Below are 13128 nucleotides of genomic sequence, written 5' to 3'. Positions count from 1 at the left end.
GATTTAGCACGGGAACGTAAGCGTGCTAGTGTGCAAGGTCTTCCTTCAAGTTATACAAACTCAAAAGATGATTCTTTCATCAGGCTGCGTAATCTCAAAAGCAGAGCAGGGAGAGTAACTCGGCTTTAAAAGAGTATAAATACTACGTCAGTACAAAAATGTTATAACATAACAAATCCAAAGTAAATAGTGAGAACCATATAATTAGGCTGGTTTCTTATGTGTGATATTTATGGGTAATAGATTATTGAGTATTCAATTTACTACAATCGTAACTCAAGCATAGCTCTGCGAGCTCAATCTTTGCTTTAGGATTCCCTTGTAAGGTAGCTTTGTTGAGCCAGTAAGCTGCTTTTTCGTTATTCACTTCTGTCCCTTGGCCATCACGATACATCTGACCCAAGTTTAATTGCCCCCATGCATAACCATCTTCCGCAGACAGAGTAAAACTTTTCAACGCTTCCTCGTATAAGCCATCTTTGAAGTAAGTAATCCCTTCCTGATTATGTTTATCGAGCTTAACGCCCGTATATAAAGGCTTAGGCCTAGGGGGGTGCATAACAAAACCACCAAATAAACTATAAAGCTCAGGTCGCATAATTTTATAAATGCTGCCTTCATCATAAAGCTGCTGTATTTGTGACTTACTGAAAGTCAGGGTTTTACTAGAAAAGTAATCATCTTGAACTAGCATGCTGGTACGCATGGCAATTTCGATGTCTTTATTGTATTTGTAAGTGTAGTTAGCAACTCTAAAAGTCATGTCCTTGTCATCAAATTCAACGAGCTGAGCTACTTTTAAGTTGTTAATACGTTTTGGTTTGCCAGTAAATTTATCTGAATAGACAAAATAGGTATCAAATAACTTTGGCTCGTTTAAGTAATTTTGCTCATTTTCAGTTTGTTCATTCGCACCGATTAATGCATTTGTTAATAGGTAAACGATAATGAATAGGCCAATAAAGTATTTTATAAACGACGCTAACTCTAAGGCGGGCAGTGAATACCAAGGTGCAGGAGTAACATAGCCACAGTCATCACATTGTCTTTGATAATTAATAGAAAGTGGCATGATGGGCAAAATAGTAAAGCGCAAAACTTTACTGTGATTGCTTAAAGAATAATGTTCACTATGACAGTGAGGGCACGTTTTTTGTTTTTTATAGAAAACATCAGCTGCAGCGGTATTAAATAGAAGCATAGTTTCTTCCTGAAGGTTGCTATCAATAAACTAGAACAAATGCAGAGAGTTAGAAAGCAGCAAACTGTAAGCAAATATGAATTAAATATGCTGAACAGTGTTTTCGTTTAGAGAAACAGCACATTCTCTGCTATGATCCACAGCATCTTCGAGGATGTCCCTCAATTATCAAGTTTGGAATATTACTGTGACTGCTACTGCTTTTTCATCTTTGGCTTTGCCGCGAGAGTTAACCGATAACTTATCAACTTTAGGTTATACGCAAATGACGCCAGTGCAAGCGCAAAGTTTGCCAGTGATCTTGCAAGGCAAAGATATTATTGCCCAAGCCAAAACGGGGTCGGGTAAAACGGCTGCATTTAGTTTAGGTGTGCTGGCTAAGTTAAATGTGAAACGCTTTCGTATTCAGTCTCTCATTTTATGTCCAACCCGAGAGTTAGCAGAGCAGGTAGCTGAAGAAGTTCGTAAGCTTGCCCGTGGTATTCATAACATTAAAGTTTTAACTTTATGTGGTGGTGTCTCTATTGGTCCACAAATTGGCTCATTAGAGCATGGTGCGCATATCATAGTTGGTACTCCTGGTCGTGTTGATGACCATATTCGCAAAGGCACATTGCGTTTAGATGATGTCGAGACCCTAGTGTTAGATGAAGCTGATCAAATGCTAGACATGGGTTTTCAGGATACCCTTGATGCTATTGTTGAGTGCATTCCTACCCAACGCCAAACATTATTGTTTAGTGCGACTTATCCAAAATCAATTGCTGCGATAGCTGAGCGAGTGCTTAGCAACCCAGAAATGATTAAGGTAGAAGAAGAGCAAACAAAAAGCACAATCAAGCAATACTTTTACAAGCTAGATAATAATAAACAGCGCTTTAATACATTGAAGCTGTTGTTGTTGAAGTTCCAACCAGAAAGCTGTGTGGTTTTTTGTAACACCAAGGTTGAAACACAGCAGATTTGTGATGATCTTTATGCTGAAGGGTTTAGTGCTGTTGCCTTACACGGTGATTTAGATCAACGTGAACGTGAGCGTACTTTAATTCGCTTTGCTAATAAAAGCGCCTGTATTCTTGTTGCAACGGATGTTGCCGCGCGTGGCTTAGATATCAACGATATGGACATGGTAGTGAATTACCACCTAGCGCATGACCCACAAACCCATGTACACCGTGTTGGCCGTACTGGTCGAGCAGGTAAAAAGGGTATTGCATGTTCTATTTATGGTGAAGCTGAGCAATTTAAAGTGGCACAAATTGGCGACCACTACGAGCGTGATTTTGACCCTGAACCAATTCCGCCATTTAGCTTGCTAGAAAAGCCCGCTTATAAGCCAACCATGGCAACCATTATGATTGATGCTGGCAAGAAGCAAAAAATTCGTGCCGGTGATATTTTAGGTGCATTAACAGGCAAAGAGGGAGTTGCCGGTCATCAGGTAGGTAAAATTAACGTACTTGATAATGTGGCCTTTATTGCTGTTGAGCGAGCTGCTGCAAAACCTGCGTTACGTAAATTGACTGAAGGTAATATTAAAAAACGCAAGATCCGTGCGCGACGTTTGAGCAGGTAAATTGTTGAGTTATGAGCAGCTTGCTTTAAGTTGCGCATATTCGAGTTGTATTTTCTTAAACTCAGTTGCACAGCCTTGGCGGTCTGGGTGGTGTTTTAATGCCAGTTGTCGCCAACGCTTTTGTAACTGTTTTTCCGAAAAATCAGTAGGTAGCTGCCACGCCTGTTGTAATTCTAATAGCTGCTGCTGAGGTAATGAGTGAATGCCCTTGTTTGGGCTAAATGACGAAAAACGCTGCCAAAAATCACTTAACAACGCATCTATTTCATCGCTCGTTGTATCAAAGTTTTGCCAATCTAAATAGTAATCTCGTAGTGGATCATGACTTTCTAATGCGTTACCCGTTTGCTTACTAACAAGTTCAATGTGAAGTGACGCAATCTGTAGCTGTTGCTCAGGTGCAAGTTGTGCTTGTAGTTGATAAAGACCATTCATAACTAAAAAGTTGCGTTTAAACAGATCTTTTTGTGGGTCATTGTCTAATTGCTCTATTTTTCCTGATTCACTAAGTGCGCTGGCAAGCGTATGAACCTTCCAAATAGGCTGTTCCAAAAGAAGGTAAAAAATCTCATCAATCAGTGGGTTAACCATTGTTCGCAAGCCTATCTTTAGTGTAATCTACAGTGGTATACGCTATCACAGCTGCTTTTTTGAAACTACGCTAATGTTTTTAGATACTAGGGAATGCATTTAGCCGAGCTTAAATAACTTCATTTTCAGGCTAAGTTGATTTTAAGGGATTTCGCCATATGTTCACATCACTGCGTGTAAGCTTGCTCACTGCTTTATTGTTCAGCTGTAGTTTGTTTGTTTCGCAGTCTAGCTTTGCATCCACTTCGCTACTTGAGCAATTTAGCCAATCCAAGCAATGGCAAGAAAAGCAACAGCTTGCCAAAAAGCTGCTTAACCAAAGTACGACAAATCAAGAACTAAGCCTCGATATATACATGCAGCTTGCCGACTTTGCTCTAGATAAAGGTAATTTCTCGGCGGCTGTGAAAAACTACCAATTGGCTGAGCAAGCAACAAGTTTTACAGCAACGCCAAATCGCTATTTTCGTAGTCTAAAAATGCAAGGCGTCACTTATTATTATCAAGGCTTGATGCAACAAGCTGTGCTTGCGTATAGCAAGGCATTAAGCGTTGCAGAAAAACTACCAGAGCCAATTGCCGAAGCAAACTTACTCAGTAATATTGGCCTTGCTTACTTTGACATGTTCAATATGGATCAAGCACTTAAATATTACAAAGAAGCGAAAGAAATATATGAAGAGTATGGTAGCGAGCAAGATAAAGCCGATATTTTACACAATATAGCGGGTATTTATATTCGTTTGTCGAGCTATGATATTGCGCTTGATATGTATAGAGAAACGCTAGAGATTTTCCAAAAATTAGGTGATGAAGATGGCGTCGCTCAGTCGTATGGCAATATGGGAGTGGCTTACTCAGAGCTTGGCCAGTATCAACTTTCTTTACACTACTACCAGCGTGCCTTGCGCTACTACCAAGAAACAAATAACGCTTACTTTCTCTCTTCACGCCACGCTAATATTGCTAATGTGTATCTGCGCACCGGTGATTTAGAGCTTGCCTTAAGTCATGCAGAAAAAGCCGTTGAGTTTGCAAAAAGAATTGATAATAAAACATTAGAGCTAGCTGGCTTATTGTCGCAAGCAAAAATCGAGTTATTACAAGGAAAGCTCACTGAAGCTGAGGCCACTCTGACTACCTCAGTTTTTATGGCTAAACAATATAAAGATGATTTGAGAGTACAAGACGGCGCCGGAATGATGGCCCTGATTAAGTCAGGTAAGGGTGACTATGCAGCAGCCGTCGCTAGTTTTGATGAGTTTGTTCGCGCTTTTAAAAGCGAGCAAAGTCTAAAATTATTAAAGTCTATGGGTGAGCTGCAAAGCCAAATCCAAGCAAGTCAGCTTAATCAAGAAATTGTTGAATTAAAGCAGCTACAGAATGTGCAAGAGCTCGAAATGTCTAAACAACGTCAGTTGGGCATTATGCTATTTATCTTGTTTGTGATGATAGTGGTGACGGGTATTACTATTTATCGTCGTAACATTGAAAAAGGGGCAAAAGAGCAACTTTCGTTAATGGTTGCTAAACGAACCAAAGAGCTTGAAGAAACCGCAGATCAACTACGCAGCGCTAATGAAATTAAAAGTCAGTTTTTAGCAAATATTAGCCATGAAATTCGTACACCTTTAACTGCAATCCTAGGCCAAACCGATAATCTTATGAATGGTTATTATAAACCAGAGCAGTTAAACGATGAGCTGGCTGTTATTCAAAAACAAAGCGATCACTTAAAAGAGCTGATTAATGACGTACTTGATATCAGTAAAATCGAAGCTAACAAGCTAGAGTTAAGCCTAAAGGAAGGTGATTTAGTTCGATTACTTACTGATGTTCATTCTATGCTTAGTGGTCAAGCCAAAGATAAAGGGCTTAACTTTTCATTTCATAATGAGCTTGGCGAACAGTTTTACAGTCAGCTCGACTTTACCCGCATTAAACAGATTCTTATAAATCTATGCGCGAATGCAATTAAATTCACCAATCAAGGTGAAGTAGAGTTAAAAGTCTATAAAGTGGAGCAAGGCGTATGGTTTCGTGTAACTGACACCGGTATTGGTATGAACGCTGAGCAGCTTAAGCAAATCTTTGAATGTTTTAGGCAAGGCGACAATAGCATCAGCCGTCGCTTTGGGGGCACCGGGCTTGGTTTAAGCCTATCGCAACAGCTTGCGATGATGATGGGTGGCTATATCAGTGTTGAAAGTGAGCTAAATAAAGGCAGCATATTTTCGTTTTACTTGCCGTGTAAAGAGCATACACCAAGCACGGAAACAGTTGAGCTTGCAAAGTATGTCCAGCCAGCAACAAAAGGCTTGTCTGGTAAAGTGCTGCTTGCTGAAGATCATCCCGATAACCGCCGTTTAATTTCTCGTTATTTAGAGTCGATGGGCCTTGAGGTGATTGCGGTTGAAAATGGTGAGCAAGCTGTAGAGCATTGTCTCAAGGAATTCCCTGATGTGGTGCTGCTGGATATTCAAATGCCAGTATTGGATGGCTTACAGGCGCTCAAGCTATTACAAGAATGTGGCTTTACCCAGCCTGTGTATGCATTAACGGCTAATGCAATTAGCCACGAAATCGACAGTTACCTTGAAGCTGGTTTTACAGGTTACCTTGCTAAACCGATTGATAAAAAAGTGTTTTACACGCAACTTGCTAAGCATTGCAAAAAAGACAGTGCCACAACTAAGTCCCAGCATGATATGAGTGACTTAGTGGCAAGCTTTATCAATAGCTTTGAGCATGAAAGCGCATTAATACAACAGCACCTTGCAGCTTATGAATTGTTTAATTTACAGCAGGATGCTCACCGTATAGGTGGCGCGGCTAAAATGTTTGAGTTAGATGACGTTGCGATGAGTGCAATGGCACTTGAGTCGGCATTAAAGCAAGATAAGCTTACTGACTTAACAAGCTTAGTTGCTCAGCTACTTGAGCAACTACATAATGCTTCGGTTGATCAAAACAGTTCAATATCACCGTCTTGAATTTTTTCAATTTCTTGATTGGTATCGAAGCGTGAGCGATCGATGCGCTGTTCGTGATCGGTTTCTGGTGGTGTAATATGAAACATCGAAAGCTTATCGTCTAAGGTATGGGCAAGGCGAACCAAGTCTTTACTCGATACAGCTTGTATTTGTGAACTTGAAAGTGCATCGGAATTGAGCTCAACCATTGCATCAATACTGGTTTGTGCTTCATCTGACATTTGGCTTTGCATCGCCACCTGCTCATGAACACTCTCAGAAAACGCATTAATTTCTAGCATCGCTTGTTCAATTTTATTGGTTTCTTTAGTTGATGCCTCAGATAGCTCAACCGTGCGCTCGGTTTCTTTCAGTGCGGTTTGCATTAATTGATATGCTTGCTCTGTACTGTGCTGAATTTTAGCTACCATCTCACGCACTTCTTGTGTTGATTTACTGGTGCGGGCAGCCAGGTTTCTTACTTCATCAGCGACTACCGCAAAGCCACGCCCTTGCTCGCCAGCACGCGCAGCTTCAATAGCAGCATTTAGCGCAAGTAAATTAGTTTGTTCGGCAATACTATTGATAACATCAATAACTGAGCCAATCGCATCACTATCTTGCTTAAGTAAAATAATCTGCTCACTGGTGAGGTTAATATTATCGGCAAGCTTGATAAGACTCGCCTGGCTTTTATCTGTGTCTAAACGGGTTTGTTGTACTGATTTGGTGGCATCAGATACTGAATTAAAAATTTGTTCTAAACTTCTATCTAGCTCTTTCGATACTTCAATGGTGCGGGTAATGGTATCTGCTAAATCAATACCATGAGCATCTTGTATGGTGGCTTTTTGAGTCATCGATGCATAGGTATCACGAAGTGCGTCAGCCATAGGTAATAAGCGGGCAGATGACGAGTATATTTCGCCAAGCATGTGCTCAACCATCGTCAGACTTGCATTTAGGGCATGACAAGCTTGTGGTAATTGACGATCATTTTCGTCAAAACGGAAAGTGAAATCGATGCCTTGCTCAGAAGTAATGTTAGAAACAAAAAAACTTAGGTGATCTTGTTGTTTGTGCTCAGTCGTATAAACGTAGCCAATCAAAGCAAGCCAAGGAACGACAACAATTAGTGCAAATACAACCATTGCTGCTGCAGATAATTCAAATACGGTAAAACTAGCAATACAACTAAGTAAGCTTATTAAGAATAGAGCTACAGCTACTTTAATGCGAGTCATTGAGGAGTCCTTACCTTTAATCCTATAATGTATAGAACAAATTTCTGTTAATTACCAATAAACTTATTCTGTAAAAGTATAACTTTTAAGGTGTTATGTCCTTAGTTTTACGCAAAAAAAATGCCTGTATTAAACAGGCATTTTTTAAAAACTAGGAATAGTTACTGACGTTTCATTGAGTCAAAGAACTCGTCATTGGTTTTGCTCATTGAAAGCTTATCAATTAAGAATTCCATGGCATCAATTTCTGACATCTCATGAACGATCTTACGTAAGATCCACATCTTTTGTAGTTCATCAGGTTTGGTTAGTAATTCTTCGCGACGCGTACCTGAGCGGTTAAAGTCAATCGCTGGGAATACACGCTTTTCAGCAATCTTACGATTTAAGTGTAATTCCATGTTACCTGTACCTTTGAACTCTTCGTAGATAACTTCGTCCATCTTCGAACCAGTATCGATAAGAGCTGTTGCGATAATTGTTAAGCTACCGCCTTCTTCTACGTTACGAGCTGCACCAAAGAAACGTTTTGGTTTGTGTAATGCGTTTGCATCAACACCACCAGTTAATACCTTACCTGATGATGGGATTACGGTATTGTAGGCACGAGCAAGACGTGTGATTGAATCAAGTAAGATAACCACGTCTTTTTTGTGCTCAACCAGGCGCTTCGCTTTTTCAATTACCATCTCAGCAACTTGAACGTGACGGCTTGCAGGCTCATCAAACGTTGAAGCAACTACTTCACCTTTTACAAGGCGCTGCATCTCTGTAACTTCCTCTGGACGTTCGTCGATTAGAAGTACCATTAGCTCACAATCAGGTTGGTTATAGCTGATTGATTGCGCAATGTTTTGCAGTAGCATCGTTTTACCGGCTTTTGGCGGCGCAACGATAAGTGCACGTTGGCCTTTACCAATTGGTGAGGCTAAATCAAGTACACGTGCTGTGATGTCTTCAGTACTACCGTTACCACGCTCCATACGTAAACGTTCGTTTGCGTGCAGTGGGGTAAGGTTTTCAAATAGGATTTTTGTGCGAGAATTTTCAGGTTTGTCGAAGTTTACTTCATTTACTTTTAATAGTGCGAAGTAACGTTCACCGTCTTTAGGTGGACGAATAAGGCCTGAAATTGAGTCACCAGTACGCATGCTGAATCGACGGATTTGACTCGGTGATACATAAATATCATCTGGGCCGGCTAAGTAAGATGCTTCAGATGATCTTAAGAAACCAAAACCATCTTGTAAGATCTCTAGTACACCGCCGCCATAGATATTTTCACCGCTTTTAGCGTGCGCTTTAAGGATGGCGAAAATAATGTCTTGTTTTCTTAAACGGGCTACGTTTTCGAGCCCCATGGACTCAGCTAAGTTTACAAGCTCTTTGATAGACTTGTCTTTTAATTCGCGTAAATGCATATTGGTGGGTTCTTTATTACAATTGTCATACTCAAAATCATCGTTTGATACATGAGTGAGGTTTGTTGGTATAACTAAGGATTAGTTGGCTTTATAAACTAGCAGGTCACTAGCAAGGCGTCCAGTCTTTAAACAAAATAAAGCTAAAAAAAGGGCAAAAAGCCCTTTTTTTATATTTTCATTAGATGTTGTTTTCTAAAAACTCTACTAATTGAGTTTTAGAAAGTGCCCCAACTTTAGTTGCTGCAACTTGACCATCTTTGAAAAGAAGTAATGTAGGGATACCACGGATACCAAACTTTGGTGGTGTGCCTGCATTTTGGTCGATGTTAAGTTTACCAACGGTAACTCGGCCATCAAACTCGCCAGCTACTTCGTCAAGAATAGGGGCGATCATTTTACAAGGTCCGCACCATTCAGCCCAAAAATCAACAAGTACAGGTTTGTCTGATTGTAGTACGTCAGCTTCAAAGCTATCGTCAGTTAATTGAATAATTTTCTCGCTCATTGCGATCTCCGATTAGTTAGGCGAAATATTTAATGCGTATTTAAACACTCTTGTTTCTTATTGCAAGTTTAAACGTTATGCTTAAACGCTATGACTAAGACACATTTGACCGATAAAAAGTTTTCAGACTTTGCTATCGCACCGGAAGTGGTTGCCGGTTTAACCGAAAATGGGTTTGAATATTGCACACCCATTCAAGCGAAATGCCTACCTTTTATTTGTGAAGGCCGCGATATTGCGGGCCAAGCGCAAACAGGTACGGGCAAAACGTTGGCGTTTTTAACTGCCACGTGCCATCGGTTATTACAATCTAGCAAAGCATCTAGTAAACATCCAAGAGCCCTGATCATGGCCCCAACAAGGGAGCTGGCGATTCAGATACACAAAGATGCAAAAATTTTAGCGCCACACTGTAATCTTAACTTAGGATTAGTATATGGTGGCGAAGATTACGAAAAACAACGTGCACAACTAGAAAAAGGCGTTGATATTTTAATTGGCACTACTGGACGCCTAATCGATTTATATAAACAGGGCTGTTATACCCTCAATGAAATCGAGGTTGTAGTGCTTGATGAAGCGGATCGTATGTTCGATTTAGGCTTCATAAAAGATATTCGTTATATGTTTAGACGTATGCCAGAAACGTCTGAGCGTTTAAACCTATTATTCTCTGCAACCTTGTCTTATCGCGTGCAGGAATTAGCGTTTGAACATATGACTAACCCAGAGCATGTACAAGTCGAGCCTGATGTAAAAACAGGTAAGCGTATTCAAGAAGAGCTGTTCCATCCATCACAAGATGACAAAATTAAGTTACTGTTAACTTTAATTGAAGAAGAATGGCCAGATAAAGCGATTGTGTTTGCAAATACGAAACACAGTTGTGAGAATGTTTATGCATGGATGAAAGCCGATGGTCACCGAGTTGGATTATTAACCGGTGATGTAAACCAGAAAAAGCGTCAATCAATTTTGGCTCAATTTACCAAAGGCGATTTAGACTTTTTAGTAGCAACAGACGTTGCAGCTCGTGGTTTACATATCCCAGAAGTAAGTCATGTATTTAATTTTGATTTGCCAGATGATTGTGAAGACTATGTACACCGTATTGGTCGTACCGGACGTGCTGGTGCATCAGGACACGCTATTAGCTTTGCCTGTGAACAGTATGCCTATAATCTCCACGAAATTGAGCAATATATAGAACACAGCATTCCATTATCACATTATGATAAAAGTGCATTGCTTGATGATTTAACTAAGCCTACTATTCAGAAAAAGCGGAACTATTCTACAGGCCCACGTAATCGTAATAACAACGGACGTCGACCAAATAATAGTTACCAGAAATCACGGTCGTAATAAACGGCCGTTGTTGAAGACTTAGTAGTAACTAGAGGTTTTTGAACGGTGGGGCAACTTCAACCGCAAAAAAATGTGTATGCAGTAATCGACTTAGGATCAAATAGCTTTCATATGCTGATCGCTAAATCGATTGCTGGCGGTCTACAAACGATCGGTCGAGTCAAACGTAAAGTAAGGCTTGCTGCAGGGCTTGATGAAAACAACGTCCTTAGCACTGAAGCCATGCAACGAGGTTGGGAATGCCTAGCCTTGTTTGCTGAACGTCTGCAAGACATACCACAGAAAAACATCACAATTGTTGCGACCGCAACTTTACGTCTTGCTAGCAATGCTGATGTATTCAAGCATAAAGCTGAACAGATCCTTGGTCATAAAATCAATGTTATCAGTGGTGAGCTAGAAGCTAAGACAATCTATAAAGGCGTGGCTCATACCTCAGCTTGCAGCGGTAAACAACTGGTTATCGATATTGGTGGAGCCAGTACCGAAGTTGTTATCGGTCAGGGCTTTGATGCACTGCATTATAAAAGCCTGCATATGGGCTGTGTTACCTTCCTAGAACGCTACTTCAAAGATCAAAAGCTCAGTAACGAAAACTTTGCTGCTGCAATTAAAGCTGCAAGTGAAGTGGTTGCAGAAATTGTCGATGAATACCAAGCAACCGGATGGCAAATTGCGAGCGGTGCGTCAGGCACAGTGCAAGCGATTCAAGAAATCATGGTTGCACAAAACCAAGATGAGCTTTTAACGCTTGATAAACTTATCGCTATTAAAGAGCAATCAGTGCAATTTGAAACGATTGCTGATCTTGAGCTTCCAGGCTTGAGTGAAGAGCGTCGTCTAGTGTTTGTTTCTGGCCTCGCTATATTAATTGCTTTGTTTGAATCATTAGATATAAAACAAATGGGTCTTGCTCGCGGTGCATTGCGTGAAGGTGTTTTATATAGCATGGTGCCAGAGCTTCATAACCACGACATACGCAAGCGTACAGTTGATGGTTTAATGAATCGTTATCATGTAGATCAAAAACAGGCTTGTCGGGTTGCGCAACTTGCGGAGCAGTTGGCTAAAAGCGTGATGGGGCAATGGCAATCAATCGATGAAAATGCAATTGCATTACTAAGAACAGTAGCAAAATTGCACGAGATTGGCTTACTAATAGAATACAAGCTTTATCATAAGCACACAGCTTACATTATAGAAAACACTGACATGCCAGGTTTCTCGCAATCTGAGCATAAACTAATTACCGCTGTTGCTTGTGAGCATCGCGCTGATCTTGTTAAAAACAGTTTTGCTCACTTGGGTTGTCATCAACTACTCGCTGAATGCTTAACAAGGGTAGTACGGATCGCTGTGATCTTATCAATGCGTCGCCAAGATGATGTACTACCAACGATTGATCTCAGTGTTAATGAAAACACCCTCACACTGACATTTGATGGTGATTGGTTAAAATATCACCCATTAATGGCCAGTGAACTGCAACTAGAGTCCAAGCTACAAGCAAAAGTAGGTTGGAAGCTCATAGTAAAATAACGTTAAAAGGCCCTTCAGGGCCTTTTTTAGTGCTATTTTTACCCGTTTCGGTCGTATTTTGCACGAACAGTCATTTTTTTCATAAAAACTTCAAAAAACAGTTGATCTCAATTCGGATCTCCCTATAATGCGCATCCACCGACACGGCGGACTGCTTACAAAAAAGCAAAACGACGAGTTGGTTGAGTCAAGTAAGACTGAGTTTTGAAAAAATAAACTTTTCTCAAAATTAAGTGTTGACAAAAATAACGGCTTGCGTAGAATGCACAGCCCTTGAGACGCAAAAGTATCTCAAACGTTCTTTAACAATATAAAGCAATCATCTGTGTGGGCACTCGTACAGATTGAGTTCTAACAGCGAAACTTAGTTTACTAAGTGGAGCAAACAAATTTAGAGTCTCAATTTCTTATGAGTGACTATATAGTCAATTTATACAGAATTCATTGAGCACGAAACTTTGGTTTCAAAAAACTTTTAATTGAAGAGTTTGATCATGGCTCAGATTGAACGCTGGCGGCAGGCCTAACACATGCAAGTCGAGCGGAAACGAAGAGGTGCTTGCACCTCTGGCGTCGAGCGGCGGACGGGTGAGTAATGCTTGGGAATATGCCTTATGGTGGGGGACAACAGTTGGAAACGACTGCTAATACCGCATGATGTCTACGGACCAAAGTGGGGGACCTTCGGGCCTCACGCCATAAGATTAG

9 protein-coding genes and 1 rRNA gene are annotated in these 13128 nt (G+C 40.6%); 5 read left to right on the top strand and 5 right to left on the bottom strand.

Annotated elements, in window-relative coordinates; translation table 11 throughout:
- Nucleotides 1-244 precede the first annotated feature (244 nt).
- Nucleotides 245-1201 (bottom strand): tetratricopeptide repeat protein, encoded by a 957-nt coding sequence (locus AOG26_RS17475; RefSeq protein ID WP_054563670.1) that lies wholly within the window; start codon nucleotides 1199-1201, stop codon nucleotides 245-247.
- A 187-nt stretch (nucleotides 1202-1388) separates the two neighbouring features.
- Here AOG26_RS17475 and dbpA point away from each other — a divergent pair, with 187 nt between their 5' ends.
- Nucleotides 1389-2777 (top strand): ATP-dependent RNA helicase DbpA, encoded by a 1389-nt coding sequence (dbpA, locus tag AOG26_RS17470; protein ID WP_054563669.1) that lies wholly within the window; start codon nucleotides 1389-1391, stop codon nucleotides 2775-2777.
- A gap of 9 nt (nucleotides 2778-2786) precedes the next feature.
- Here the strand turns inward: dbpA and AOG26_RS17465 are convergent, their stop codons facing one another.
- On the bottom strand, nucleotides 2787-3368 hold the full coding sequence (locus AOG26_RS17465; protein ID WP_054563668.1) for a DNA-J related domain-containing protein: 582 nt from the start codon (nucleotides 3366-3368) through the stop codon (nucleotides 2787-2789).
- A 158-nt stretch (nucleotides 3369-3526) separates the two neighbouring features.
- Here AOG26_RS17465 and AOG26_RS17460 point away from each other — a divergent pair, with 158 nt between their 5' ends.
- Nucleotides 3527-6361: a tetratricopeptide repeat protein gene (locus tag AOG26_RS17460; protein WP_054563667.1), complete on the top strand. Its 2835-nt coding sequence runs from the start codon at nucleotides 3527-3529 to the stop codon at nucleotides 6359-6361.
- On the opposite strand, the gene AOG26_RS17455 is transcribed toward AOG26_RS17460, so the two are convergent.
- The 3 genes from AOG26_RS17455 to trxA all read right to left on the bottom strand — a co-directional run bounded on the left by AOG26_RS17455 (nucleotide 6334) and on the right by trxA (nucleotide 9513).
- Nucleotides 6334-7584, bottom strand: coding sequence for a methyl-accepting chemotaxis protein (locus tag AOG26_RS17455; RefSeq protein ID WP_054563666.1), 1251 nt, complete (start codon nucleotides 7582-7584; stop codon nucleotides 6334-6336). The genes AOG26_RS17460 and AOG26_RS17455 overlap by 28 nt on opposite strands.
- Before the next feature lie 161 nt (nucleotides 7585-7745).
- Nucleotides 7746-9005: a transcription termination factor Rho gene (gene rho / locus AOG26_RS17450; RefSeq protein ID WP_054554678.1), complete on the bottom strand. Its 1260-nt coding sequence runs from the start codon at nucleotides 9003-9005 to the stop codon at nucleotides 7746-7748.
- Between the two features lie 181 nt (nucleotides 9006-9186).
- A complete protein-coding gene (gene trxA / locus AOG26_RS17445) occupies nucleotides 9187-9513 on the bottom strand; it encodes a thioredoxin TrxA (protein WP_054554679.1) in 327 nt (108 codons plus the stop codon).
- Between the two features lie 90 nt (nucleotides 9514-9603).
- On the opposite strand from trxA, the gene rhlB reads away from it, so the two are divergent.
- From rhlB to AOG26_RS17430, 3 genes are all read left to right on the top strand, one after another.
- On the top strand, nucleotides 9604-10878 hold the full coding sequence (gene rhlB, locus AOG26_RS17440; RefSeq protein ID WP_054554680.1) for an ATP-dependent RNA helicase RhlB: 1275 nt from the start codon (nucleotides 9604-9606) through the stop codon (nucleotides 10876-10878).
- Nucleotides 10879-10926: 48 nt separating this feature from the next.
- Nucleotides 10927-12420 carry a guanosine-5'-triphosphate,3'-diphosphate diphosphatase gene (gene gppA, locus AOG26_RS17435; protein ID WP_054563665.1) on the top strand — a complete coding sequence of 498 codons (1494 nt, stop codon included), beginning with the start codon at nucleotides 10927-10929 and terminating at the stop codon, nucleotides 12418-12420.
- Nucleotides 12421-12896: 476 nt separating this feature from the next.
- Nucleotides 12897-13128: ribosomal RNA gene (locus AOG26_RS17430) — 16S ribosomal RNA — on the top strand; the annotation flags it as partial.

The sequence above is a fragment of the Pseudoalteromonas sp. UCD-33C genome (assembly GCF_001306895.1).
GTDB lineage: Bacteria > Pseudomonadota > Gammaproteobacteria > Enterobacterales > Alteromonadaceae > Pseudoalteromonas.
The sequence above is the reverse complement of the archived record's forward strand: the minus strand, read 5'-3'. Positions and strand labels throughout refer to the sequence as shown.

Coding starts and splice junctions, on each gene's coding strand:
- AOG26_RS17475 (WP_054563670.1), bottom strand. CDS start 1,201: ATGCTTCTATTTAATACCGCTGCAGCTGATGTTTTCTATAAAAAACAA.
- AOG26_RS17465 (WP_054563668.1), bottom strand. CDS start 3,368: ATGGTTAACCCACTGATTGATGAGATTTTTTACCTTCTTTTGGAACAG.
- AOG26_RS17460 (WP_054563667.1), top strand. CDS start 3,527: ATGTTCACATCACTGCGTGTAAGCTTGCTCACTGCTTTATTGTTCAGC.
- AOG26_RS17455 (WP_054563666.1), bottom strand. CDS start 7,584: ATGACTCGCATTAAAGTAGCTGTAGCTCTATTCTTAATAAGCTTACTT.
- rho (WP_054554678.1), bottom strand. CDS start 9,005: ATGCATTTACGCGAATTAAAAGACAAGTCTATCAAAGAGCTTGTAAAC.
- trxA (WP_054554679.1), bottom strand. CDS start 9,513: ATGAGCGAGAAAATTATTCAATTAACTGACGATAGCTTTGAAGCTGAC.
- rhlB (WP_054554680.1), top strand. CDS start 9,604: ATGACTAAGACACATTTGACCGATAAAAAGTTTTCAGACTTTGCTATC.